This window comes from Ectothiorhodospira mobilis, from assembly GCF_900114895.1.
Taxonomy (GTDB): Bacteria; Pseudomonadota; Gammaproteobacteria; order Ectothiorhodospirales; family Ectothiorhodospiraceae; genus Ectothiorhodospira; species Ectothiorhodospira mobilis_A.
Map to the genome: position 1 here is coordinate 24,090 of NZ_FOUO01000016.1, position 22,449 is coordinate 46,538.

Annotated in this window: 24 protein-coding genes; 18 read left to right on the plus strand and 6 right to left on the minus strand. The window is 69.7% G+C overall.

Annotation, left to right across the window (positions count from 1 at the left end):
* Window positions 1-129: 129 nt before the first annotated feature.
* The 11 genes from gshB to BM214_RS10565 all read left to right on the plus strand — a co-directional run bounded on the left by gshB (window position 130) and on the right by BM214_RS10565 (window position 8,782).
* Window positions 130-1,095, plus strand: a complete 966-nt coding sequence (gshB, locus tag BM214_RS10515; RefSeq protein WP_090486781.1) for a glutathione synthase — start codon at window positions 130-132, stop codon at window positions 1,093-1,095.
* A gap of 5 nt (window positions 1,096-1,100) precedes the next feature.
* Entirely contained in the window at window positions 1,101-2,174 is a 1,074-nt protein-coding gene (locus BM214_RS10520; RefSeq protein WP_177217654.1) for an FAD:protein FMN transferase, read from the plus strand.
* Window positions 2,171-2,530: a NusG domain II-containing protein gene (locus BM214_RS10525; RefSeq protein WP_090486784.1), complete on the plus strand. Its 360-nt coding sequence runs from the start codon at window positions 2,171-2,173 to the stop codon at window positions 2,528-2,530. The genes BM214_RS10520 and BM214_RS10525 overlap by 4 nt, the downstream gene beginning before the upstream one ends.
* A gap of 15 nt (window positions 2,531-2,545) precedes the next feature.
* The gene (locus tag BM214_RS10530; protein WP_244887965.1) at window positions 2,546-3,076 is read left to right on the plus strand and encodes a Gx transporter family protein; all 531 of its coding nucleotides are present in this window, start codon (window positions 2,546-2,548) and stop codon (window positions 3,074-3,076) included.
* Window positions 3,077-3,111: 35 nt separating this feature from the next.
* Complete coding sequence (locus tag BM214_RS10535; protein WP_244887967.1) at window positions 3,112-3,939, plus strand: energy transducer TonB; 828 nt, start codon at window positions 3,112-3,114, stop codon at window positions 3,937-3,939.
* 73 nt (window positions 3,940-4,012) lie between these two features.
* The gene (locus BM214_RS10540) at window positions 4,013-4,570 is read left to right on the plus strand and encodes a YqgE/AlgH family protein (protein WP_090486787.1); all 558 of its coding nucleotides are present in this window, start codon (window positions 4,013-4,015) and stop codon (window positions 4,568-4,570) included.
* A 10-nt stretch (window positions 4,571-4,580) separates the two neighbouring features.
* Entirely contained in the window at window positions 4,581-5,027 is a 447-nt protein-coding gene (gene ruvX / locus BM214_RS10545) for a Holliday junction resolvase RuvX (RefSeq protein WP_218149058.1), read from the plus strand.
* Window positions 5,024-5,530, plus strand: coding sequence for a bifunctional pyr operon transcriptional regulator/uracil phosphoribosyltransferase PyrR (pyrR, locus tag BM214_RS10550; protein WP_090486793.1), 507 nt, complete (start codon window positions 5,024-5,026; stop codon window positions 5,528-5,530). Before ruvX ends, pyrR begins: the two co-directional genes overlap by 4 nt.
* Window positions 5,527-6,552 (plus strand): aspartate carbamoyltransferase catalytic subunit, encoded by a 1,026-nt coding sequence (locus BM214_RS10555; RefSeq protein ID WP_090486796.1) that lies wholly within the window; start codon window positions 5,527-5,529, stop codon window positions 6,550-6,552. The genes pyrR and BM214_RS10555 overlap by 4 nt, the downstream gene beginning before the upstream one ends.
* The gene (locus BM214_RS10560; RefSeq protein ID WP_090486798.1) at window positions 6,549-7,835 is read left to right on the plus strand and encodes a dihydroorotase; all 1,287 of its coding nucleotides are present in this window, start codon (window positions 6,549-6,551) and stop codon (window positions 7,833-7,835) included. The genes BM214_RS10555 and BM214_RS10560 overlap by 4 nt, the downstream gene beginning before the upstream one ends.
* A gap of 62 nt (window positions 7,836-7,897) precedes the next feature.
* Window positions 7,898-8,782, plus strand: a complete 885-nt coding sequence (locus tag BM214_RS10565) for a dihydroorotate dehydrogenase electron transfer subunit (RefSeq protein WP_090486800.1) — start codon at window positions 7,898-7,900, stop codon at window positions 8,780-8,782.
* Between the two features lie 31 nt (window positions 8,783-8,813).
* Here BM214_RS10565 and BM214_RS10570 read toward each other — a convergent pair whose 3' ends face one another.
* The 4 genes from BM214_RS10570 to BM214_RS10585 all read right to left on the minus strand — a co-directional run bounded on the left by BM214_RS10570 (window position 8,814) and on the right by BM214_RS10585 (window position 13,829).
* Entirely contained in the window at window positions 8,814-10,211 is a 1,398-nt protein-coding gene (locus tag BM214_RS10570; protein ID WP_090486803.1) for a DegQ family serine endoprotease, read from the minus strand.
* A 150-nt stretch (window positions 10,212-10,361) separates the two neighbouring features.
* Entirely contained in the window at window positions 10,362-11,570 is a 1,209-nt protein-coding gene (locus tag BM214_RS10575) for a PilT/PilU family type 4a pilus ATPase (protein WP_090486806.1), read from the minus strand.
* A 6-nt stretch (window positions 11,571-11,576) separates the two neighbouring features.
* Entirely contained in the window at window positions 11,577-12,743 is a 1,167-nt protein-coding gene (locus BM214_RS10580) for a PilT/PilU family type 4a pilus ATPase (protein WP_090486809.1), read from the minus strand.
* Window positions 12,744-12,794: 51 nt separating this feature from the next.
* The gene (locus BM214_RS10585) at window positions 12,795-13,829 is read right to left on the minus strand and encodes a type IV pilus twitching motility protein PilT (RefSeq protein WP_090486813.1); all 1,035 of its coding nucleotides are present in this window, start codon (window positions 13,827-13,829) and stop codon (window positions 12,795-12,797) included.
* A gap of 87 nt (window positions 13,830-13,916) precedes the next feature.
* Here BM214_RS10585 and BM214_RS10590 point away from each other — a divergent pair, with 87 nt between their 5' ends.
* From BM214_RS10590 to cysQ, 6 genes are all read left to right on the plus strand, one after another.
* Window positions 13,917-14,609 carry a YggS family pyridoxal phosphate-dependent enzyme gene (locus tag BM214_RS10590; protein WP_090486815.1) on the plus strand — a complete coding sequence of 231 codons (693 nt, stop codon included), beginning with the start codon at window positions 13,917-13,919 and terminating at the stop codon, window positions 14,607-14,609.
* Window positions 14,610-14,699: 90 nt separating this feature from the next.
* Window positions 14,700-15,527 (plus strand): pyrroline-5-carboxylate reductase, encoded by an 828-nt coding sequence (proC, locus tag BM214_RS10595; RefSeq protein WP_090486818.1) that lies wholly within the window; start codon window positions 14,700-14,702, stop codon window positions 15,525-15,527.
* A gap of 9 nt (window positions 15,528-15,536) precedes the next feature.
* Window positions 15,537-16,091 (plus strand): YggT family protein, encoded by a 555-nt coding sequence (locus BM214_RS10600; RefSeq protein ID WP_090486820.1) that lies wholly within the window; start codon window positions 15,537-15,539, stop codon window positions 16,089-16,091.
* A 10-nt stretch (window positions 16,092-16,101) separates the two neighbouring features.
* Window positions 16,102-16,401: a DUF167 domain-containing protein gene (locus tag BM214_RS10605; protein ID WP_090486823.1), complete on the plus strand. Its 300-nt coding sequence runs from the start codon at window positions 16,102-16,104 to the stop codon at window positions 16,399-16,401.
* Between the two features lie 160 nt (window positions 16,402-16,561).
* Window positions 16,562-17,110, plus strand: coding sequence for an ADP compounds hydrolase NudE (gene nudE, locus BM214_RS10610; RefSeq protein WP_090486826.1), 549 nt, complete (start codon window positions 16,562-16,564; stop codon window positions 17,108-17,110).
* Window positions 17,107-17,922, plus strand: a complete 816-nt coding sequence (gene cysQ, locus BM214_RS10615; RefSeq protein WP_090486830.1) for a 3'(2'),5'-bisphosphate nucleotidase CysQ — start codon at window positions 17,107-17,109, stop codon at window positions 17,920-17,922. Before nudE ends, cysQ begins: the two co-directional genes overlap by 4 nt.
* 41 nt (window positions 17,923-17,963) lie before the next feature.
* Here cysQ and ppsR read toward each other — a convergent pair whose 3' ends face one another.
* Complete coding sequence (gene ppsR / locus BM214_RS10620) at window positions 17,964-18,779, minus strand: posphoenolpyruvate synthetase regulatory kinase/phosphorylase PpsR (RefSeq protein WP_090486833.1); 816 nt, start codon at window positions 18,777-18,779, stop codon at window positions 17,964-17,966.
* Between the two features lie 101 nt (window positions 18,780-18,880).
* Window positions 18,881-21,265 (minus strand): phosphoenolpyruvate synthase, encoded by a 2,385-nt coding sequence (gene ppsA, locus BM214_RS10625; protein ID WP_090486836.1) that lies wholly within the window; start codon window positions 21,263-21,265, stop codon window positions 18,881-18,883.
* 134 nt (window positions 21,266-21,399) lie between these two features.
* On the opposite strand from ppsA, the gene BM214_RS10630 reads away from it, so the two are divergent.
* Complete coding sequence (locus tag BM214_RS10630) at window positions 21,400-22,428, plus strand: LysR family transcriptional regulator (RefSeq protein ID WP_090486839.1); 1,029 nt, start codon at window positions 21,400-21,402, stop codon at window positions 22,426-22,428.
* The last annotated feature ends 21 nt before the right edge of the window (window positions 22,429-22,449 follow it).

Below are 22,449 nucleotides of genomic sequence, written 5' to 3' on the forward strand. Positions count from 1 at the left end.
ATCTACTGCAAGGTCCCGCGGCCCGCAAACGCCGGTGACACGGTGTGTGAAATCGTCGACAGTGGGTTATCTTGTGGTCATGTCCGATCCAATCTACCCATTCCCTTCCCTGCCGTGCGCGAGGACCCGATGAACGGCCCCCGAATCCGCCTCGGCGTGGTCATGGACCCGATCCGGGACATCCACTTCGCCAAGGACTCCACCCTGGCCCTGCTCCTGGCCGCCCAGGCCCGGGGCTGGTCCCTGCACTACATGGAACAGGGGGACCTGTTCCTGGAGGACGGCCGGGCGCGGGGCCGCTCCCGCCCCCTGGAGGTGCGCGACGACGCGAAGGACTGGTTCACCCTGGGGGCCCCCGAGACCCATCCCCTGGCGGAGCTGCAGGTGATCCTCATGCGCAAGGATCCGCCCTTCGACATGGAGTACATCTACAGCACCTATCTGCTGGAACTGGCCATGGCGGAGGGCTGCCTCGTGGTGAACCACCCCGGCGCCCTGCGGGACGCCAATGAAAAGCTGTTCACCGCCTGGTTCCCCCAGTGCTGCCCGCCGACCCTGGTGACCCGCGACCCGGCGCGGATCCGTGCGTTCCTGGCCCGGGAACGGGACCTGGTGGTCAAGCCCCTGGACGGCATGGGCGGGTCCTCGGTCTTCCGCCTGGCCCCCGGGGACGGCAACACCGGCGTCATCCTGGAGACGGTGACCGACCGCGGCCGGCGCACGGTCATGGCGCAGCGCTTCCTGCCCGAATTCATCCAGGGGGACAAGCGCATCCTGCTCATCGACGGGGAACCCGTGCCCTACGCCCTGGCGCGCATCCCCGCCGCCGGGGAGGGCCGGGCCAACCTGGCCGCGGGCGGCCGGGGCGAGGGGGTGGAACTGACGGAGCATGACCGCTGGATCTGCAGCCAGGTGGGACCCAAACTGAGGGAAAAGGGCCTCCTGTTCGTGGGATTGGACGTCATCGGCCGCTATCTCACCGAGATCAACGTCACCAGCCCCACCTGCATCCGCGAACTGGACACCCGCTATGGCCTGGACATCGGTGGGGATCTGATGGCCGCCATCGCCCGGCGCCTGGAGGCAGGGGTATGACGGGTATGAAGGGGATCCACCGCGGAACGCTGTGGATCACGGCCCTGGTGCTGGCCGCCCTGCTGCTGGCGGGCTGCGAACGCCCCGAGATCCATCGCGAGCGCTTCTTCGCCTTCGGCACCCTGGTGGAGCTGAACGTCTACACCCGGGACGCGGACCTGGCGCGGGAAGGGGCCGACGCGGTGCGCGCGGACCTGGCGCGCATGCACCGGGATTGGCACGCCTGGAAACCCGGCCCCCTGCAGGAGGTCAACCAGGCCCTGGCCCGGGGTGAGGCCATCCGGGCGGATCCCGCCGTACTGGCACCGATCCTGGAGGCCCGGGCCCTGTCGCTGCGTACCGAGGGGCTGTTCAACCCGGCCATGGGCCGGCTCTTCGCCCTGTGGGGCTTCCAGTCGGACCAGGCGGCGGGTCCACCCCCGCCCCAGGAGGCGGTGGAGGCCCTGCTGGCCCGGGACCCGGACATGGCGGACCTGCACATGGAGAACGGTCGCCTCTCTACGGAGAACCCGGCGGTGCAGCTGGACCTGGGCGCCTTCGCCAAGGGCTACGGCGTGCACCGGGCGGTGGATCACCTGCGCGCCCTGGGCATCGAGCACGCCATCCTCAACGCCGGCGGCGACCTGCGGGCCATCGGCCGCCCCGGCGACCGCCCCTGGCGCATCGGCATCCGCGACCCGGACGGTCAGGGGGTGCTGGCGGGGATCGAGATCCAGGGGGACGAGGCGGTGTTCACCTCCGGCGACTACGAACGCTATTTCACCCACGAGGGGGTGCGCTATCACCACATCCTGGACCCGCGCACGGGTTACCCCGCCCGGGGCAGCCGTTCCGTGACCGTGATCCACGAGGACGCCGGGCTGGCGGACGCCGCCAGCACCGCCCTGTTCATCGCCGGCCCCGAACACTGGCCGCGCATCGCCGCCCGCCTGGGGGTGGACAAGGTCTTGCTGCTGGACGCGACGGGGGTGGCCCACATGACCCCCGCCATGGCGCAGCGGGTGGCGTTTCGCAAGGAACCGGCCGAGCGGCGCATCCAAGCCCTGCCCGGGGACCCGGGGCCCGCGGGGGGACCATGACCCGGGGGGACGCCCTGGTGATCCTGCTGGCGGCAGCGCTGGTGGGGGGGGCCTACGCCCTGCTCTGGTCCCCCGCCGCCCCCGCCACCCAGGTGCGCATCGTCTCCGGGGAACGGGAGATCGCGCGCCTGCCCCTGGACGAGCCCCGGCGCCTGGAGGTCCCCGGTCCGGCGGGGATCACCGTGGTGGAGATCCGTGACGGCGCCGCCCGCTGCGCCGCCTCCCCCGGCTCCCGCGGGATCTGCCAGCGGGCGGGCTGGCTGCGGCAGGCGGGGGACATGGCCGTGAGCCTGCCCAACCACGTCCTCATCGAGGTGCTGGGGGATACCGGACGCTTCGACAGCATCAACTACTGACGCCCACCGGCGACCATGCAAGACACCCCGCCTCCCCTGACCCTGGCCACCGTCCGGGACGATCACCGCATCGCCTGGCTCTCGGCCCTGGCCATCGCCGTGCACCTCCTGGAGACCGCCCTGCCCAGCCCCCTGCCCGGGGTGAAGCCGGGCATGGCCAACGTCATCACCGTGCTGGTGCTGGTATGGCTGGGCTGGCGCGCGGCCCTGTGGGTCACGGCCCTGCGGGTGCTGGCGGGCAGCCTGGTCCTGGGCACCTTCCTCAGCCCCACCTTCTGGCTCAGCGCCGCCGGGGCCGCCTGCGGCCTGCTGGTCCTGGGGGCGGCGCACCGCCTGGCAGGCCGCTTCCTGAGCCCCTTGGGGCTCTCCGTGCTCGCCGCCCTGGCCCACATGCAGGGCCAGTTCCTCCTGGCCTGGTGGCTGTTCATCCCCCATCCGGCCCTGCTCACCCTGCTGCCGGTATTGCTCTCGTTCGCCCTGGCCTTCGGCCTGTTGAGCGGTACAATGGCGACCATGATGCATCGACGGCTCCTGCCTTCCCGGTGAGCAACCCACCCGCGACCCCAGGCGACCGCCTGGGTGTGACCCTGCTGCTGGCAGCGGCCGTGCACGGCCTGCTGATCTTCGGCCTGGGCTTTGACCTGCTGCCGCAGCCCCCCGAGGAATCCACCGCCGGCGTGGAAGTGGTACTGGTGCAGGCCCAAAGCGAGACCCCGCCGGAGCGGGCCGAGCGCATCGCCCAGGTGGACCAGGCCGCCGCCGGTGAAGGCCCCGAGGACGCCCGCCCCGGCAGCCCGGTGAGCGGCCCGGAGCCGGGCCGGGGCCAGGCCCCCCGGGACCTGCCCGAGCGTCGCCCCCAACCCCAGTCCCGGGAGGCGGTGAAGGTGCTGAGCAGCCCCGGGGCGGAGCGCCCCGAGGCCATCCCCGAACCCCGGGAAGCCGTGCCCGAACAGGAGACCCCCGACGCCTCGGCGCTGGTGGAGCGCAGCCTGCGCATGGCCCGTCTCAGCCCCCAGATCACCGCACAGGAGAGCCACCGGGCACCACGGGCCGACACCCTCTACCTGGACGCCCTGAGCGCCCGGTCCGCCGTGGAGGCGGCCTACCTGGAGGCCTGGGTACGCAAGGTGGAGCGGGTGGGCAATCTCAACTACCCGGACGAGGCCCGCCGCCGCCAGCTCACGGGCTCACTGGTGCTGAGCGTGCTGCTGGACCGGGAGGGCCGGGTCCTGGAGATCGAGCTGGCCTCCGGTTCCGGGGAACGGGTCCTGGACGACGCCGCCCGGCGCATCGTGGAACTGGCCGCCCCCTTCGCCCCCTTTCCGCCGGAACTGCGCCGCGAGCACGACCGGATCATGATCACCCGCACCTGGGTCTTCAAGGGGGATCAGGCCCTGCACACCCGCTGATCCCCGGCGGATGCGGCGGCATGAAGCAAGCGTGTAAACTGGGACCCATCACCCTGATGCATGCCCGGGACCGATGGAAAACGCCAACTTCACAGATCAGTTCCTGATCGCGATGCCCTCCCTGGAGGATCCGAACTTCTTCCATTCGGTGGCCTACGTCTGCGAACACAGCGATGAAGGCGCCATGGGGATCGTCATCAACCACCCTACCGAACTCACCCTGGGGTCAGTGCTGGAGCACATGGGCATCACCGCCCAGGCGCCGGTGGAGCAGGTGCCCGTATATAACGGCGGTCCGGTGCAGTCCGACCGCGGCTTCATCCTCCACAGCAGCGAGCAGCGCTGGACCTCCACCATGCAGGTGAGCGAGGCCATCGCCGTGACCACCTCCCGGGACATCCTGGAGGCCATGGCCGCCGGCGAGGGGCCGGAGCGCTACCTCATCGCCCTGGGCTACGCCGGCTGGGGGCCGGGGCAGCTGGAACAGGAGATCGGCGACAACGCCTGGCTCACCTGCGACGCGGACACCGACATCCTCTTCCACCAGCCGGCGGAACGGCGCTGGCAGGCGGCCGCCGGGCGCCTGGGGGTGGACCTGTCCCTGCTCAGCGGCCAGAGCGGCCATGCCTGAGGCAGCGGCCATGACCCCAACCGAAACGGTGGAGACCGTCCTCGGACTGGACTACGGGGAACGGCGCATCGGCGTGGCCGTGGGCAATGTCTTCACCGGCACCAGCGCCCCCCTGGAGACCCTGCCGGCCCACCACGGCAAACCCCGCTGGGAGGTGCTGGACCGCCTCGTGGACGACTGGCGCCCGCAGCTGCTGGTGGTGGGCCAGCCGCAGACGGACGACGGCACGGAACACCCCCTGGCACGGCGCATCCAGGCCTTCTCCGACCGTCTGCGGGCCCGCTACGGCCTGCCGGTGCGCTGGGTGGACGAGCAATTCACCTCCGCCGAGGCCGAGGCCCACCTGCGGGCGGCGCGTCTAAGCGGACGGCGCGGCCGCATCCGCAAGGAGGAGATCGACGCCCTGGCGGCGGCGGTGCTGCTGGAACAATGGCTCACCCAGGGAGATCCCGCATGAGCGCACACGTGAACACCCTGCTGGATCGCATGGCCGAAGCCCTGCGCCGGCAACCCGCCCTGCAACGGGGGGAACCCGCCCTGGTGGGCATCCACACCGGGGGCGTATGGGTGGCCCAGAGGCTGCAGCAGCGCCTGGGGCTGGAGACCCCGTTGGGACAGCTGGACATCTCCTTCTACCGGGACGACTTCAGCCGCATCGGCGTGCACCCGCAGGTGAAGCCCTCCAGCATCCCCTTCGGCGTGGAAGACCGCCCCATCATCCTGGTGGATGATGTCCTGTTCACCGGGCGCACCATCCGCGCCGCCATGAACGAGATCTTCGACTACGGCCGCCCCGCCTCCATCACCCTGGCGGTGCTGGTGGAACGGGCGGGCCGGGAACTGCCCATCCAGGCGCAGGTGGTGGGGGAACACCTGGAACTGGCCCCCGAGCAGCGGGTGAAGCTGCGCGGCCCCGACCCGCTGCACCTGGAGATCGTACAACTGGAGGGCACCCGATGACCGAACCGGAAACCGCCGCAACGGCCGCGGGGCGCCCCTCGGGACCCATGCCCCCCTCCATGCAGTTCACCCCCGAGGGCCGGCTGCGTCATCTGCTCACCATCGAAGGGCTCTCCCCCGAACTGGTCACGGAGATCCTGGACACCGCCGAGTCCTTCGTGGGCATGAATGCGCAGACGGTGAAGAAGGTGCCGCTGCTGCGGGGCAAGACGGTGATGAACCTCTTCTTCGAGGCCAGCACCCGCACCCGCACCACCTTCGAGCTGGCGGCCAAGCGCCTCTCCGCCGACGTGCTCAACATCAACATCAGCACCTCGTCCACGGTGAAGGGGGAGAGCCTGCTGGACACCCTGCGCAACCTGCAGGCCATGTACGTGGACATGTTCGTGGTGCGCCACGCCGACAGCGGCGCCGCCCACTTCATCGCCCGCCACGTGGCCCCCCACGTGAGCGTGCTCAACGCCGGCGACGGCCGCCACGCCCACCCCACCCAGGCGCTTTTGGACATGTTCACCATCCGCCGCCACAAGGGGGACTTCTCCCGCCTGAAGGTGGCCATCGTCGGCGACATCCTCCATTCCCGCGTGGCCCGCTCCCAGATCCAGGCCCTGAACCTGCTGGGCACCGGCGAGGTGCGGGTGATCGGCCCCAAGACACTGCTGCCGGCCCACGTGGAGGACCTGGGGGTACGCCCCTTCCACGACATCCGCACCGGCCTCAAGGACGTGGACGTGATCATCATGCTGCGCCTGCAGCGCGAGCGCATGGACAGCGGCCTGCTGCCCTCCGAGCACGAGTTCTTCCAGCTCTGGGGGCTGAACGAGGAACGCCTGGCCCTGGCGGCCCCCGATGCCATCGTCATGCACCCGGGGCCGGCCAACCGCGGCGTGGAGATCGACTCGCGGGTGGCGGACGGCCCCCGCTCGGTGATCCTGGAGCAGGTGACCTACGGCATCGCCGTGCGCATGGCGGTCATGTCCCTGATCGTCGGGGCCAGCGTCAACCAGGGGGCGGCACAATGAGGCTCTTGATCGAACAGGGCCGGGTGGTGGACCCGGCCCAGGGGCTGGACCGGGTGACGGATCTGTTCATCCAGGGGGGCGAGGTGGTGGCCCTGGACACGCCCCCGCAGGGATTCACCCCGGACCGGCGCATCGACGCCCGGGGTCACCTGGTCCTTCCGGGGCTGGTGGACCTGGCGGCACGCCTGCGTGAGCCCGGCGACGAGAACAAGGCCACCATCGCCTCGGAGACCCGGGCGGCGGCCAGCGGCGGCATCACCACCCTCGTCTGCCCCCCGGACACCCACCCGCCGGTGGACTCCCCGGCCCAGATCGAGCTCATCCACCGCCGCGCCAAGCAGGCCTGCGGCGTGCGCGTGCACCCCCTGGGGGCCCTCACCGCCGGGCTCCAGGGGCGCCAGCTCTCGGACATGGCCGCCCTCAAACGGGCCGGGGCCGTGGGCATGAGCCAGGCCCTGCACCCAGTGGAGAGCCCCATGCTCCTGCGCCGAGCCCTGGAATACGCCACCAGCCACGACATCACCGTATTCCTGCACCCCATCGACCACGCCCTGGCGGGGGCGGGCTGCGTGCACGAGGGCCGCGTCGCCACCCGCCTAGGACTGCCGGGCATCCCGGAGGCGGCAGAGACCACCGCCCTGGGTCTGCTCCTCGCCCTGGCGGCCCAGACCGGGGCGCGCATCCACCTCTGCCGCCTGTCCACGGCCCGGGGCGCCGCCCTGGTGGCCCGGGCCGCCGCGGACGGCCTGGCGGTGACCGCCGATGTCTGCGCCCATCAACTGTTCCTCACCGAGGCGGACGTGGAGGACTTCAACGCCCTCTGCCACGTGCTGCCGCCGCTGCGCACCCGGGCGGACCGGGACGGGCTGCGCCGCGCCGTGGCCGAGGGGCATATCCAGGCCATCTGCTCGGACCACCAGCCCCACGAGGCGGACGCCAAGCTGGCCCCCTTCCCCGCCACCGAGGCGGGTCTCTCCGCCCTGGAGACCCTGCTGCCCCTGACCCTGCGCCTGGTGGAAGAGGGGGTGCTGCCACTCACGGAGGCGGTGCGGCGCATCACCCGGGGACCCGCGGACATCCTGGGCATGCCCCTGGGCACCCTGTCCCCCGGGACCCGGGCGGACCTGATCCTGGTGGACCCGCAGCGCCCCTACGCCCCGGCGGCGGAGCGCTGGTACAGCGCAGGGCACAACAGCCCCTTCCTGCACTGGCGCTTTCGCGGGCGCGTCACCCACACCCTCAGCGGCGGGCGCGTCATCCACGAGACCGCCGCCCGGGAATAGCCCCGGAGCGGCCGAGCATCCGCCGTCCCGATCCCAGAACGCCTGCAAAGACAACCATCACCATGAACAAGCCCCATCGCGGCACCATCTTCACCGAAGAGGCCCCCATCCTGGCCCACAACGCCCATCCGGGGGATCAGTACATCCTGCGCCTGCAGGCCCCCCAATGCGCCGAGCGGGCCCGCCCCGGGCAGTTCGTGCACCTGACCTGCGATCCCCAGCTGCCCCTGCGCCGGCCCATCTCCATCCTGCGCACCGACCCCCGGGCCGGCTGGGTGGAGCTGCTCTACAAGGCCGTGGGCCGGGGCACGCGCCTGCTGGCCCGGCGCCGGGAGGGGGATCGGATCGGCCTCATGGGACCCATCGGCCGCCCCTTCGACCCGCCCCACGGCGACCGCCCCCGGGCCCTGCTCCTGGGGGGCGGGGTGGGCATGCCCCCCATGATCTTCCTGGCCGAGGCCCTGCGCCGGGACCCGGTGGCCGAACCCTTCGTCCTCCTGGGCTCGGAGGTCCCCTTCCCCTTCCAGCCCACCCCCTCACGCATCCTCGTCCCCGGGATCCCCGAAGGGGTGATCGCCGCCATGCCCCTGCTGGAGGACTGGGGCGTGCCCTCCCGGCTCACCAGCGGCGCAGGCCTGCCCGGCTGCCACGGGGGGTATGTCACCGACCTGGCCCGCCTCTGGCTGGAGGCCCTGCCCCCCGGGGAACGGGATCGGGTGCAGATCTACGCCTGCGGCCCCCACCCCATGCTGGCCGCCAGCGCCGCCCTGGCCCGGGAATACCACCTCCCCTGCCAGGTCTCCCTGGAGGAGTACATGGCCTGCGCAGTGGGGGGCTGCGCCGGCTGCGTGGTGGAGGTGGCCACGGAGCGGGGACCGGCCATGCGGCGGGTATGCGTGGACGGCCCGGTGTTCGACGCCCGGGCGGTGTTCGGGGCGCAGCCGTAGGGGGCAGCCCGAACACCGCCCCCAAGGCGCATCAATCCCCCGGCCGCACCACCAGGAACAGGGCGCTGCGGCCGCGCAGTACGCGCAGCAGGACATCGCCGCGGACGGCGTCCAGGATGCGCACGGCCTCTTTGCGGTCCGCCACGGGGGTGCGCTGGATCTGATCGATGATATCCCCCCGGCGCAGCCCGGCCTCGGCGGCGGGGCTGCCCGGCTCCACCCCGGCCACAAGGATGCCCTGGACCTGTCCCGCCAGGGGGTGATCCCCGGGGATGGGGGCGAGCCAGGCCCCGGGCAGGGCCCGGTGCTGCCAGCGGCCGTTTTCCGCCTCCACCACGTCCTGCGCGTCCCCCAGGGACAGGCGCACGCTATGGGTTTCCCCGTCGCGCAGGTAGCCGATGCGCACCCGGGATCCGGGGGGCAGCAGACCGATGCGATTGCGCAGGTCGGCGGCGTCCTCCACCGTCCGCTCCTGCACGGAGATCACCACATCCCCCTCCTTCAGGCCGGCCTTTTGCGCGGGGGATCCGGGCATCACGCGGGCGATGAGCGCCCCTCGGGCCTGTCGCAGCCCCAGGGCCTCTGCCAGCCGGGGGGTCACGTCCTGGATGTACACCCCGAGCCGCCCGCGGCGCACCTGGCCGTGCTCGATGATCTGCCGGGAGAGGGCCTTGATCATGTCCACGGGGATGGCGAAGCCGATGCCCACGTTGCCCCCGCTGGGGCCGACGATGGCGGTGTTCAGCCCCACCAGGCGCCCCTGCCAGTCGATGAGGGCACCGCCGGAGTTACCGGGATTGATGGAGGCATCGGTCTGGATGAAGTCCTCATAGCCCTCGATGCCCAGGCCGGTGCGGCCCAGGGCGCTGACGATGCCCGAGGTGACGGTGTGGCCGAGACCGAAGGGATTGCCGATGGCCATCACCAGGTCCCCCACCTCCAGGCCATCCATCTCCCCCAGGGGGAGTTCGGTGAGATCCGAGGCATCGATGCGCAGCACGGCGATGTCCGTCTCGGGATCACTGCCCACCTGGCGGGCCTTGAACTGCCGGCCGTCCTTGAGGGTGACGGAGACCTCGTCGGCCTGGGCGATGACGTGGTGGTTGGTGAGGATGTAGCCCTTTTCGGCATCAATGATGACCCCGGAGCCGAGGCTGTTCTGCCGCCGCGGTGGCAGGTCGGGCAGCTCGAAGAAATGACGGAAGAAGGGGTCCTGGAAGAGGGGGTGCTGGGCCTGCTCGATCTGCTTGATGGTAGAGATGTTCACCACTGCCGGCAGGGCCTTCTTGACCACGGGGGCAAGGGTGGGTTCTTCCTGCGGCGTGCCCGCGGGCCATGGCGGGGCCGCCGTGGCCGGGGACTGCAGTACCATAAGGCCGAGGATCAGGCACGCCAGCAGGCGGCGCACCGGGGCGATGGGATGCGTCATGCGTCGGGTCTCCGGTCGCTTGCGTGAACCTTCGCCGGACCGGCGTTCGGGAACGCGGGGACCCGTCCCGGAGACGCCCGTCACGGCCACTGCCGCTAGGGACCATGGTGGGAGAGACAAGTTCCGGCACGGGTGCCGGGAGCCGCAGGATCAGCCGCCCGTGGGGGGATCGTCCTTCGGGTCTTCCAGGGGACGCAGTTCCTCGTCGAAGCCTTCGCGGCCGTCGCTGAAACCGCGGCCGGTGGAGAAATCCCCGCTGGGCAGTTCCAGGTCCTCGTCCTTGCGATGCAGGCTGCGCACGCCGCCGCCGAAGTGGATGCGCCACTCCAGGTCGCCGCGGGAGTCGGCCTTGGCCAGGGCCTCGGGCAGGTTGACCCGGCCGGACTTGTAGAGCTCGAACAGGGACTGGTCGAAGGTCTGCATGCCCACGGAGGCCCCCTTCTCCATCACCGCCTTGATCTCCCCGATCTCCCCCTTGCGGATCAGTTCGGAGATGTACGAGGTGTTCACCAGCACCTCCACGGCGGGCAGGCGGTTGCCGTCCTTGCCCAGCACCAGGCGCTGGGAGACGATGCCCCGCAGGTTCAGGGAGAGGTCCATGAGCACCTGCTGCTTGGCCTCCGGCGGGAAGAAGTTGATGATGCGGTCCAGGGCCTGGTTGGCGTTCACCGCGTGCAGGGTGGTCAGGGCCAGGTGGCCGGTGTCGGCGTAGGCGATGGCGGCCTTCATGGTGTTCAGGTCGCGCACCTCGCCGATCATGATCATGTCCGGGGCCTCGCGCATGGCCTCCCGCAGGGCGTTGTCGTAGGAGAGGGTGTCCAGACCCACCTCCCGCTGCCCGATGATGGACTTCTTGTGGCTGAAGCTGTACTCGATGGGATCCTCGATGGTGAGGATGTGGCCCGTGCGGCAGCCGTTGCGGTGGTCGATCATGGAGGCCAGGGTGGTGGACTTGCCGCAACCGGTGGACCCCACCACCAGCACCAGGCCGTTGTCGTGCAGGGCCAGGTCCTTGAGCACCGGCGGCAGGTTCAACTGCTCCAGGGTGGGGATCTCGCTCTTGATGAAGCGGATCACCATGGAGACCTCGCCGCGCTGCACATAGACATTGATGCGAAACCGCCCCAGGCCCTCCACGGAAAGCCCCAGGTTCATCTCCTTGTCCCGCTCGAAGGCGGCCACCTGGCGCTCGTCCATGACGTCGTAGGCCAGTTCCCTGGCCCCCCCGGGCTGCAGGGCCTGGCGACTGATGGGGCGCACCTCCCCCTCGATCTTGACGCAGGCGGGCGCCCCGGTGGTGAAGAACAGGTCCGAGGCGTTCTTCTGGGCCATCAGCTTGAGATAGGGCAGGAGCAGCATGGTGGCCTAGCCCTTGAGCCCGGATTCCTCCGGGGTCTCCTCCATCTTCAGTTCGGCGGCGTCGTCCATGAGCCCGGGGGTCTCCCCGCGGCGGCTGTCCAGCTTGATGCGCAGGCGCAGGTCGTTGACGGAGTCGGCGTGGCGCAGGGCATCCTCGTAGGTGATCTCCCCGGCCTCGTAGAGCTTGAACAGGGCCTGGTCGAAGGTCTGCATGCCGGCCTCGTTGGACTTGGACATGAGCTCCTTCATCTGGTGGATCTCCCCCTTGAAGATCAGGTCCGACATGAGCGGGGTGTTGATCATGATCTCCACCGCCGGGACACGGCCCTTGCCGTCGGCGCGGGGGATGAGGCGCTGGGAGACCACCGCCTTCAGGTTCAGGGACAGGTCCATGAGCAGCTGCTGGCGCCGCTCCTCGGGGAAGAAGTTGATGATGCGGTCCAGGGCCTGGTTGGTGCTGTTGGCGTGCAGGGTGCTCAGGCAGAGGTGGCCCGTCTCGGCGAAGGCGATGGCGTAGTCCATGGTCTCCCGGTCGCGGATCTCGCCGATGAGGATCACGTCCGGGGCCTGGCGCAGGGTGTTCTTCAGCGCCACCTCATAGCTCTCCGTATCCACCCCCACCTCACGCTGGGTCACCAGGCAATGGCCGTGGGCGTGGACGAACTCGATGGGGTCCTCGATGGTGACGATATGGCCGTAGCTGTGGTGGTTGCGGTGGCCCACCATGGCCGCCAGGGAGGTGGACTTGCCCGAGCCGGTGCCCCCCACGAAGATCACCAGCCCGCGGCTGGTCATGGCCACCTCCTCCAGTTGCGGCGGCAGGCCCAGATCCCCCATGGCGGGGATCTCGGAGGTGATCACCCGCAGCACCATGCCGGCGCTGCCCCGCTGGGTGAAGGCGTTGACGCGGAAACGGGAGATGCCGGGCAGGCTGATGGCGAAGTTGCACTCCTGGGCGCGCTCGAACTCCGCCGCCTGGCGGTCGTTCATGATGGAGCGCACCAGCACCTGGGTGTGGGCCGGGGACAGGGGCTGATTGGTGAGGGGGGTCATCTTGCCGTCCACCTTCATGGAAGGCGGTGCCCCCACGGTGATGAACAGGTCCGAGCCCTTCTTGCTCAGCATGGTCCTGAGCAGGTCGTGCATGAAGCGTATGGCCTTGTCGCGATCCATGGGCTTCCTCTCGAGGGGGATGCAAAGGGCCGAACCGATGCGGGGACCGGCCTAGAGTGCGTCTGGATTGGCCGCCTTGCGCCGGGCCTCCTCCCGGCTCACCAGGCCCCGCTGGAGCATCTCCTTGAGCCCCTGGTCCAGGGTCTGCATGCCCACACCCTGGCTGGTCTGGATGGCGGAGTACATCTGCGCGATCTTGTTCTCGCGGATCAGGTTGCGGATGGCCGGGGTGCCCAGCATGATCTCGTGGGCGGCGCAGCGGCCGCCGCCGATGCGCTTGAGCAGGGTCTGGGCGATGACCGCCCGCAGGGACTCCGACAGCATGGCGCGAACCATGTCCTTCTCCGCCGCCGGGAACACGTCCACGATGCGGTCGATGGTCTTGGCGGCGGAGCTGGTGTGCAGGGTGCCAAAGACCAGGTGCCCCGTCTCGGCGGCGGTGAGGGCCAGACGGATGGTCTCCAGGTCCCGCATCTCCCCCACCAGGATGGTGTCCGGGTCCTCGCGCAGGGCCGAGCGCAGGGCCTCGTTGAAGCCCAGGGTGTCACGGTGCACCTCCCGCTGGTTCACCAGGCACTTCTTGGACTCGTGCACGAACTCGATGGGGTCCTCCACGGTGAGGATATGGCCGTACTCGGTGTTGTTCTTGTGGTCGATCATGGCGGCCAGGGTGGTGGACTTGCCCGAGCCCGTGGGTCCCGTGACCAGGACGATGCCCCGGGGATACTCGGCGATCTTCTCGAAGATGCCGGGGCAATCCAGATCCTCCAGGGTGAGGATCTTGCTGGGGATGGTGCGAAACACCGCCCCCGCCCCCCGGTTGTGGTTGAAGGCGTTGACGCGAAAGCGCGCAAGGCCCGGGATCTCGAAGGAGAAGTCCGTCTCCAGGAACTCCTCGAAATCCTTGCGCTGCTTGTCGTTCATGATGTCGTAGACCATCCCATGGACCTGCTTGTGCTCCATGGGCGGCACGTTGATGCGGCGCACATCCCCATCCACCCGGATCATGGGGGGAAGCCCCGCCGACAGGTGCAGGTCCGAGGCACCGTTCTTCACGCTGAACGCCAGCAGCTGGGTGATGTCCATCCGTCCCCCTCGAAAGGCCCCGGGTATTGCGTCCACCGGGACGGGGTCCCGGGTGACTTTGACTGTCGTCGACTATAGCATAGGGCTATGAACCCAATGTGCGACCGAATCCAAGCCGTTCTGGACCGCATCGCCGCAGCCGCCCGGCGTCACGGGCGGGACCCGGGCGAGGTACGGTTGCTGGCGGTGAGCAAGACCCGTCCCGCCGAGGACATCCGGGCGGCCCTTGCCTGCGGGCAACGGGCCTTTGGCGAGAACTACGCCTCGGAGCTGGAGGAGAAGTCCGCACACCTGGCCGATGCCGGACCCGAGTGGCACTTCATCGGCCCGGTGCAGGGCAACAAGACCCGGCTCATCGCCGGGGTGGCGGACTGGGTCCACTCCCTGGACCGGGAGCGCATCGCCCGGCGTCTGGATGCGCAGCGCCCGGGGCAGCGCGGCCCCCTCCAGGTCTGCCTGCAGGTGAACATCAGCGGCGAGGACACCAAATCCGGGGTGGCCCCGGCGGATCTCCCCGCCCTGGCCGAACAGGTGGCCGATCTTGGGCAGTTGCGCCTGCGGGGGCTCATGGCCATCCCCGCCCCCTGCGACGACTTCGATCACCAGCGCCGCACCTTCGCACAGGTGCGCGCCCTGCAGGAGGATCTGATCCGCCGCGGCCATCCCCTGGACACCCTCTCCATGGGCATGAGCGCCGACCTGGAGGCGGCGGTGGCCGAGGGGGCCACCATGGTGCGCATCGGCACGGCCCTGTTCGGCCCGCGCCCGCCCAAGGACTAAAGCCCCTGCCCGCGGGCACGGGGATGGCCTTGCCAGCGGCCTCCTTAGTACCATAAGGCCCGATCCCACGTGCAATCGGCAGGTCCTCCCATGAACGAGACCATCGCCTTCATCGGCGCCGGCAACATGGCGCGCAGCCTCATCGGCGGGCTCATCGCCGATGGCTGGAACGAGGACGCCCTCTGGGCGGCCGATCCCGAAACGACGCAGAGACAGGAGGCCCAGGGGCGCTGGCCCGGCATGCACACCACCGGGGACGGCGCCGAGGCCGTGGCCCATGCCGACGTGGTGGTGCTGGCGGTCAAGCCCCAGGTGCTGGGGGAGGTCTGCCGCGCCCTGGCCCCGGCGGTACAGTCCCGCAGACCGCTGGTGGTGTCCATCGCCGCCGGGGTGCGCGGCGACGACATCGAACGCTGGCTGGGGGGCACGCTGGCGCTGGTGCGCTGCATGCCCAACACCCCCGCCCTGGTGGGCAGCGGCGCCACCGCCCTGGTGGCCAATGCACACGTCACCGCCGAGCAGCGGGACCTGGCGGAATCCATCCTGCGGGCCGTGGGCCTCACCGCCTGGCTCGAGGACGAAGCACAACTGGATGCGGTCACCGCCCTCTCCGGCAGCGGCCCCGCCTACGGCTTTTTGCTCATCGAGGCCATGGAGAACGCCGGCACGGACCTGGGACTGCCCCGGGAGACGGCACGCCTGCTGGCCCTGCAGACCGTCTTCGGCGCCGCCAAGCTGGCCCTGGAGTCGGACGAGGACGCCGCCACCCTGCGCGCCCGGGTCACCTCCCGCGGCGGCACCACCGAGCAGGCCCTGGCCGTGCTGGAATCCGGCGGCCTGCGCGACCTGATGCTGCGCGCCATGACCGCCGCCCGCGACCGATCCCGAGAACTGGCCGACCAACTGGGTCGGGACTGAGGAGTCTTCATGTCACAAGCCTTGCAGAACGCATCCGTCTTCCTGATCGGCACCCTGTTCAGCCTGTACATCCTGGCGGTGCTGCTGCGCACCCTGCTGGCCCTGTCCCGGGCGGATTTTTACAACCCCATCTCCCAATTCCTGGTGACGGTGACCAACCCGCCGCTGCGCCTGCTGCGCCGCGTCATCCCCCCGGCGGGCCGCCTGGACACCGCCGCCCTGGTGCTGGCCCTGGTGCTGCAGATGACCCAGACGGCCCTGATCGCCCTCATCCACGGTGTGGGCGTACCGCCCTTTGGCCTGTTCATGGTCAGCGTCGTGGAACTGCTGCGGCAGGTGGTCTGGATCTACATCATCAGCCTCATCATCCAGGCGGTGGCCAGCTGGTTCCAGGCCGGCGGGGCCCTGGGGCGCAACCCGGGGCTGGAACTGCTGGACAGCCTCAACCGCCCCCTGCTCAACCCCATCCGCCGCATGCTGCCCAGCACCGGCATGGTGGACCTCTCCCCCCTGGTGGCCATCATCGGCCTGAACGTGGTGCTGATCTTCCTCGGCGCCCTCTAGAGAGCGGACCATGGACGCCGGATGGTGGCAATGGCGGGACCGGACCCTGGTGCTGCAGCTGAAGCTGCAACCCCGGGCCTCCCGGGAGAAGCTGGGGGATCCCCTGGAAGACCGCCTCAAGGTCTACGTCAACGCCCCGCCGGTGGACGGCGCCGCCAACCAGCGCCTGGTGCGCCTGCTGGCCAAGCGCTGCGGCGTGCCCCGTTCGGGGGTGCGCATCACCGCCGGGGCGAAGGCCCGGGAGAAGACGGTGGAGATCGACGCCCCCCGGCAACTCCCCCCGCCCCTGGATACCTGTGATCCGGGCTGATGCAGCGGCCCGATCCACGATCCCCCACGGTGCGGACCCGAGAAGGCCCCGCCCTGCCCCGCAAATCCATCCCAGGGACACGGCCGTCCCGCCGCCCCTTGCCCCCCGGGGCCGCAAACCGGACACTTGCCTCTTCACCCATGAACCGGGCGCATCCCGCATGTCCCACCCGCCCCGCATCCTCGGCCGCCGCACCGTCGCCCACACCCGGCTCTTCCACGTGGAGGAACTGGAACTGCAGTTCGCCAACGGCAACCGCGTCCGCTACGAGCGCCTGCTGGGCTCGGGGCGCGGCGCGGTGCTCATCGTCCCCATGGCGGACGCGGACACGGTGCTGCTGATCCGCGAGTACGCCGCCGGCACCCAGCGCTACGAACTGGGACTGCCCAAGGGCCTGGTGGAGGCGGGGGAGGACCTGCTGCAGGCCGCCAACCGCGAGATCATGGAAGAGATCGGCCACGGGGCCCGTGAACTGGACTACCTCACCGCCTTCACCGTGGCCCCCGGCTACCTGAGCCACACCACCCACATCATCCTGGCCCGCAACCTGTACCCGGAACGACGCCCGGGGGACGAACCCGAAGAGATCGAAGTGGTACCCTGGCCGTTGTCGCGGCTGGATGCCCTGATCGCCCGGGAGGACTGCACCGAGGCGCGCTCCATCGCCGCCTTGTACATGGTAAGGGACCGACTCGAGAGACCGCGATGACCCTGAATGAAGCAACCCTGGACCACCTGCTGATCCATGCCCGCCGCATCGCCCGGGAGGCGGGCACGCGCATCCTGGATGTCTACGGCGAGGACTTCCAGGTGGCGGAGAAGGACGACCGCACGCCGCTGACCGAGGCGGACATGGCCTCGCACCGGCACATCGTGCAGGGCCTGAGGGACCTGCACCCGGAGCTGCCCATCCTCTCGGAGGAATCCGACGGCATCCCCTTCAGCGAACGCGCCCAATGGACCACCTACTGGCTGGTGGACCCCCTGGACGGCACCCGGGAGTTCATCAAGCGCAACGGCGAGTTCACCGTCAACATCGCCCTGATCCACGAACACGAACCGGTGCTGGGGGTGGTGCTGGCCCCGGTCCTGGACCTGCTCTACAGCGCCGCCCGGGGCCGCGGGGCCTGGCGCCACCAGCCCTCGGGGGAGGCCGGGCAGCCGGTGCACGTGCACCGCGGCGAGCGCCGGCCGGTGATCGCCGGCAGCCGCTCCCATGGCACGGACCGCCTGCAGGCCTTCCTGGAACGGGTCGGCCCCCATGAGCTCATCAGCATGGGCAGCTCCCTCAAGTTCTGCCTGGTGGCCGAGGGCAAGGCGGACCTGTACCCGCGCCTGGGACCCACCTCGGAATGGGACACGGCCGCGGCCCACTGCGTGGTGAACGAGGCCGGCGGGGCGGTGACGGATACGGGCCTGCGGCCGCTGCGCTACAACACGAAAGAATCGCTGCTGAACCCGGAATTCCTGGTGATGGCCGACCCGCAGCGGGACTGGGGACGGTATCTCAAGGATCTATAACCCCCGGGTCTCAGGCAGGGGGCCAGGGCAGAGGGGGCCCCTCAGATACGGCGCTTGAGGCCCGCCTGCTGCATCAGCTGGGCGGAGATCTCCTCCACGGACCGCTGCGTGATGTTGAGACAGGGGATGCCTTCGCGCTTGAACAGGCGCTCCGCCCCCTGCAGCTCATACAGGCACTGCTCCATGCTGGCATAACGGCTCCCGGGGCGGCGCTCGTTGCGGATCTGATGCAGCCGCTCCGGGTCCACCGTGAGCCCGAACAGCTTGTGCCGGTAGGGCTCCAGGGCGGCCGGCAGGGTGGCCTTTTCGAAATCATCGTCCGCCAGGGGATAGTTGGCGGCGCGGATGCCGTAGGTGAGGGCCAGGTACATGCAGGTGGGGGTCTTGCCCGCCCGGGACACCCCCATGACCACCACGTCAGCCATGGGGTAGTCCCGCACCGTGGCGCCGTCGTCGTTCTGGATGGCGTAGTGCAGGGCGTCGATGCGCTCGGAATAGGTGCGCACGTTGCCCATGCCGTGGGAGCGCCCCGCCACCCGCTGGGCATGAACCCCCAGTTCCTGTTCCATGGCCCCGGTGAAGGTGTCGAAGAAATCGAACACCGCCCCCTGGCATTCCCCCAGGCGGGCACGCAGATGGGCGTCGATGAGGGTGGAGAACACCAGGGGCCGAGCCCCCTCCGCCTCGGCGGCGCGGTTGATGCGCTGCACCGCCCAGTCCACCTTCTCCTCGCTGTTGATGAACGGCAGGCTCATCTGCTGGAAGGCCACCTGCTCGAACTGGGTGAGCAGGGTGTGGCCCAGGGTCTCGGCGGTGATGCCGGTGCCATCGGAGACGTAGAAGACGGAACGGATCATGGGCGCGGGTCCGGAAAGGTGGGAAAACAGGCCCGCCCCGACTGCGGGGCGGGCCCGGGTGCCTGCCCGCAGGCGGGACACCCCCCGGGTGGGAGCAGGCCTCAGGCGTCCTTACGGCCCTGCTCGTCCCCGGCCAGGCGCAGCCAGGTCTCCACCACGGTATCCGGGTTCAGGGAGATGGACTCGATGCCCTGCTCCATGAGCCATTCGGCCAGGTCGGGGTAATCCGACGGCCCCTGGCCGCAGATGCCCACGTACTTGCCGGCCTTGCGCGCCGCCTGGATGGCCATGGACAGCAGGGCCTTCACCGCCGGGTCGCGCTCATCGAAGGTGGAGGCCACCAGGCCGGAATCCCGGTCCAGGCCCAGGGTGAGCTGGGTGAGGTCGTTGGAGCCGATGGAGAAGCCGTCGAAGTACTCCAGGAACTGGTCGGCCAGTACGGCGTTGGACGGGATCTCGCACATCATGTAGATCTTGAGGCCGTTCTCGCCCCGCTTCAGGCCCATCTCGGCCAGCAGGTCGATGACCCCCTCGGCCTCGCCCAGGGTGCGCACGAAGGGCACCATGATGACCACGTTGTCCAGGCCCATCTCGTCGCGCACCTTGCGCACCGCCCGGCATTCCAGCTCGAAGCAGTCGCGGAAGTTCTCCGACAGGTAGCGGGAGGTGCCCCGGTAGCCGATCATGGGGTTCTCTTCATCGGGCTCGTAGCGTTCCCCCGCCAGCAGGTTGGCGTACTCGTTGGACTTGAAGTCCGACAGGCGCACGATCACCGGCTTGGGATGGAAGGCGGCCCCCAGGGTGGCGATGCCCTCCACCAGCTTCTCCACGTAGAAGGTGACGGGATCGTCGTAGCCGGCCATGCGCTGGGCGATCTCCCCCTGCAGCTCGGCGGGCAGGGTATCGAACTGGAGCAGGGCCTTGGGGTGCACCCCGATCATGCTGTTGATGATGAACTCCAGGCGCGCCAGCCCCACCCCGGCGTTGGGGAGGTTGCGGAAGTGGAAGGCCCGGCCCGGGTTGCCCACGTTCATCATCACCTTGCAGGGCACCTCGGGCATGGCGTCGGTACGGGTACGGGTCACCTCGAAGTCCAGCAGGCCCTTGTAGATGCGCCCCTCGTCGCCTTCGGCGCAGGAGACGGTGGCCTCCTGGCCGTCGCTCAGGCGCGCGGAGGCGTCGCCACAGCCCACCACGGCGGGGATGCCCAGCTCGCGGGCGATGATGGCGGCATGGCAGGTGCGCCCGCCCCGGTCGGTGACGATGGCCGCGGCCCGCTTCATCACCGGCTCCCAGTCGGGGTCGGTCATGTCGGTGACCAGCACGTCGCCGGCCTCCACCTTGTGCATCTCGTCCAGATCCATCACCACGCGCACGCGCCCGGCGCCGATACGCTGGCCGATGGCGCGGCCCCGGGCCAGGATCTCGCTGCGGGGGGAGCGGATGTGGAAACGCTCGATCACCTGGCCGTCCTGGCGGCTCTCCACCGTCTCGGGACGGGCCTGGACGATGTAGAGCTGACCGTCGACCCCGTCCAGGGCCCACTCGATGTCCATGGGACGGCCGTAGTGCTTCTCGATGATCATGGCCTGGCGGGCCAGGGCCTCGATGTGCTCGTCCCGGATGCAGAAGCGCTGGCGGTCGGCGTCGTCCACCGGCACCGTGCGCGTGGCCTGGCCGTCCTCGCCGAAGACCATCTGGATGGCCTTGCTGCCCAGGTGGCGGCGCAGGATGGCGGGACGCCCCGCCTCCAGGGCGGGCTTGTACACGTGGAACTCATCGGGGTTGACCGAGCCCTGCACCACCGTCTCCCCCAGCCCCCAGGAGGCGGTGACGAAGACCACGTCGCGGAAGCCGGACTCGGTGTCCAGGGTGAACATCACGCCGCTGGCACCGATGTCGGAGCGCACCATGCGCTGCACACCGGCGGAGAGGGCCACCTCGGCGTGCTCGAAGCCGCGATGCACGCGATAGGAGATGGCGCGGTCGTTGTAGAGGGAGGCGAACACCTCGTGGATGTGATGGCGGACGCTGTCCAGGCCCTGGATATTGAGGAAGGTCTCCTGCTGGCCGGCGAAGGAGGCGTCCGGCAGGTCCTCGGCGGTGGCGGAGGAACGCACGGCGACGGTGAACTCCTCGCCGCCGGCCTCCTCCACCATGCGCTTCCAGGCCTCTTCGATGGCCTCGTTCAGGGCCGGCGGGAAGGGGGTCTCCACGATCCACTTGCGGATCTTCGCCCCCGCCTCCCGCAGGGCGTTGATGTCATCCACGTCCAGGTCCTTGAGGGCATCGCTGATGCGGTCCGCGAGCCCCTCGTGGCGCAGGAACTCACGGAAGGCAAAGGCGGTGGTGGCAAAGCCACCCGGCACACGCACGCCGGCGTTGGACAGACCGCTGATCATCTCCCCCAGGGAGGCGTTCTTCCCCCCTACTTCGGGGACATCGTTCATGCCCAGATCCTGGAACCAGATCACATACTTATCCATGCTCCTGCCCTTTGCCTCTGAGATTTTGGGTGATTGTAGCGGGGAACACGCCCGGCTGACGAGTATTCAGCCAGCCTATTGCCCCGAACCGAAGTCTTGTGTTTCTTAATAATAACATCGAAAGGACGAAGATCATGGGTTCGGTCCCCAATCTCTACTACAAGCAGAACCGCCTGAAGCAGCTCAGGGCCTTCTGCCGCGCCGCGCGGCTGGGCAGCATCTCCACGGCGGCGGAGTCCCTGTGCCTGAGCCAGCCGGCGGTCTCATTGCAGATCCAGGCCCTGGAACGGGAGTTCGATACCACCCTGTTCGAGCGCCGGGGCCCGCAGATCAAGCTCACCCCCGAGGGGGAGGCCCTGTACAAACTGGCCGACCCCCTGGTGGACGGCATCGACAAGCTGCACGAGACCTTCGCCGCCTGCTTCGGCCAACTGGAATCCGGGGAATTGAACATCGCCGCGGGGGAGTCCACCATCCTCTACATCCTCCCCGAGCCCCTGCGGCTGTTCGCCCAGGCCCATCCCCATATCCGCATCAAGCTGCACAACGTCACCGGCCGCGACGGCCTGGCCATGCTGCGCCGGGACGAGGTGGACTTCGCCGTGGGCTCCCTGCTGGAGGTGCCGGAAGACATCAGCTACCGGCCCATCGTCACCTACCATCCCAAGCTCATCACCCCCCTGGACCACCCCCTGGCGCGCAAGCCGGACGCCGTGCGCCTGGAGGACATCGGGCCCCACGGCCTGATCCTGCCCCCCCGGCACCTGTCCACCTGGCGCATGGTGGACCTGGTCTTCCGCCAGAACGAGGTGGACTACCACGTGGCCCTGGAGGCGGGGGGCTGGGAGGTGATCAAGAAATACGTGGAACTGGGGCTGGGCATCTCCATCGTCACCGACGTGTGCCTCACCGGCAGCGAGCGCCTGGCGGCCCTGCCCCTGGACCGCTACTTCCCGGCCCGCAGCTATGGCGTGGTGCAGCGCCAGGGACGCCATCTCTCCCCCCAGGCCCTGCGCTTCATCGACATCATGGAACGGGCCCATGCCCTGAGCGAAGAGGCCGCCGCAGTGCGTCCACCGCCTCCCCCGGGCCGGCAAAGGGGGCCGGGGGCATCCGGCAAAATGAGCAGTCCATCAACGTCAGGGGGCGGGGGCCGTCCCTAGAATTTGGTGTGATATAATTCA

What these genes read in the sequence shown, in the direction of transcription:
- gshB (WP_090486781.1), top strand. Translation starts at nt 130, where the DNA reads ATGAACGGCCCCCGAATCCGCCTCGGCGTGGTCATGGACCCGATCCGG.
- BM214_RS10605 (WP_090486823.1), top strand. Translation starts at nt 16,102, where the DNA reads ATGGACGCCGGATGGTGGCAATGGCGGGACCGGACCCTGGTGCTGCAG.
- BM214_RS10540 (WP_090486787.1), top strand. Translation starts at nt 4,013, where the DNA reads ATGGAAAACGCCAACTTCACAGATCAGTTCCTGATCGCGATGCCCTCC.
- BM214_RS10555 (WP_090486796.1), top strand. Translation starts at nt 5,527, where the DNA reads ATGACCGAACCGGAAACCGCCGCAACGGCCGCGGGGCGCCCCTCGGGA.
- nudE (WP_090486826.1), top strand. Translation starts at nt 16,562, where the DNA reads ATGTCCCACCCGCCCCGCATCCTCGGCCGCCGCACCGTCGCCCACACC.
- BM214_RS10570 (WP_090486803.1), bottom strand. Translation starts at nt 10,211, where the DNA reads ATGACGCATCCCATCGCCCCGGTGCGCCGCCTGCTGGCGTGCCTGATC.
- BM214_RS10630 (WP_090486839.1), top strand. Translation starts at nt 21,400, where the DNA reads ATGGGTTCGGTCCCCAATCTCTACTACAAGCAGAACCGCCTGAAGCAG.
- BM214_RS10590 (WP_090486815.1), top strand. Translation starts at nt 13,917, where the DNA reads ATGAACCCAATGTGCGACCGAATCCAAGCCGTTCTGGACCGCATCGCC.
- ppsR (WP_090486833.1), bottom strand. Translation starts at nt 18,779, where the DNA reads ATGATCCGTTCCGTCTTCTACGTCTCCGATGGCACCGGCATCACCGCC.
- BM214_RS10580 (WP_090486809.1), bottom strand. Translation starts at nt 12,743, where the DNA reads ATGGATCGCGACAAGGCCATACGCTTCATGCACGACCTGCTCAGGACC.
- proC (WP_090486818.1), top strand. Translation starts at nt 14,700, where the DNA reads ATGAACGAGACCATCGCCTTCATCGGCGCCGGCAACATGGCGCGCAGC.
- BM214_RS10585 (WP_090486813.1), bottom strand. Translation starts at nt 13,829, where the DNA reads ATGGACATCACCCAGCTGCTGGCGTTCAGCGTGAAGAACGGTGCCTCG.
- BM214_RS10575 (WP_090486806.1), bottom strand. Translation starts at nt 11,570, where the DNA reads ATGCTGCTCCTGCCCTATCTCAAGCTGATGGCCCAGAAGAACGCCTCG.
- pyrR (WP_090486793.1), top strand. Translation starts at nt 5,024, where the DNA reads ATGAGCGCACACGTGAACACCCTGCTGGATCGCATGGCCGAAGCCCTG.
- BM214_RS10560 (WP_090486798.1), top strand. Translation starts at nt 6,549, where the DNA reads ATGAGGCTCTTGATCGAACAGGGCCGGGTGGTGGACCCGGCCCAGGGG.
- BM214_RS10565 (WP_090486800.1), top strand. Translation starts at nt 7,898, where the DNA reads ATGAACAAGCCCCATCGCGGCACCATCTTCACCGAAGAGGCCCCCATC.
- BM214_RS10600 (WP_090486820.1), top strand. Translation starts at nt 15,537, where the DNA reads ATGTCACAAGCCTTGCAGAACGCATCCGTCTTCCTGATCGGCACCCTG.
- ppsA (WP_090486836.1), bottom strand. Translation starts at nt 21,265, where the DNA reads ATGGATAAGTATGTGATCTGGTTCCAGGATCTGGGCATGAACGATGTC.
- ruvX (WP_218149058.1), top strand. Translation starts at nt 4,581, where the DNA reads ATGACCCCAACCGAAACGGTGGAGACCGTCCTCGGACTGGACTACGGG.
- BM214_RS10525 (WP_090486784.1), top strand. Translation starts at nt 2,171, where the DNA reads ATGACCCGGGGGGACGCCCTGGTGATCCTGCTGGCGGCAGCGCTGGTG.
- cysQ (WP_090486830.1), top strand. Translation starts at nt 17,107, where the DNA reads ATGACCCTGAATGAAGCAACCCTGGACCACCTGCTGATCCATGCCCGC.
- BM214_RS10520 (WP_177217654.1), top strand. Translation starts at nt 1,101, where the DNA reads ATGAAGGGGATCCACCGCGGAACGCTGTGGATCACGGCCCTGGTGCTG.
- BM214_RS10530 (WP_244887965.1), top strand. Translation starts at nt 2,546, where the DNA reads ATGCAAGACACCCCGCCTCCCCTGACCCTGGCCACCGTCCGGGACGAT.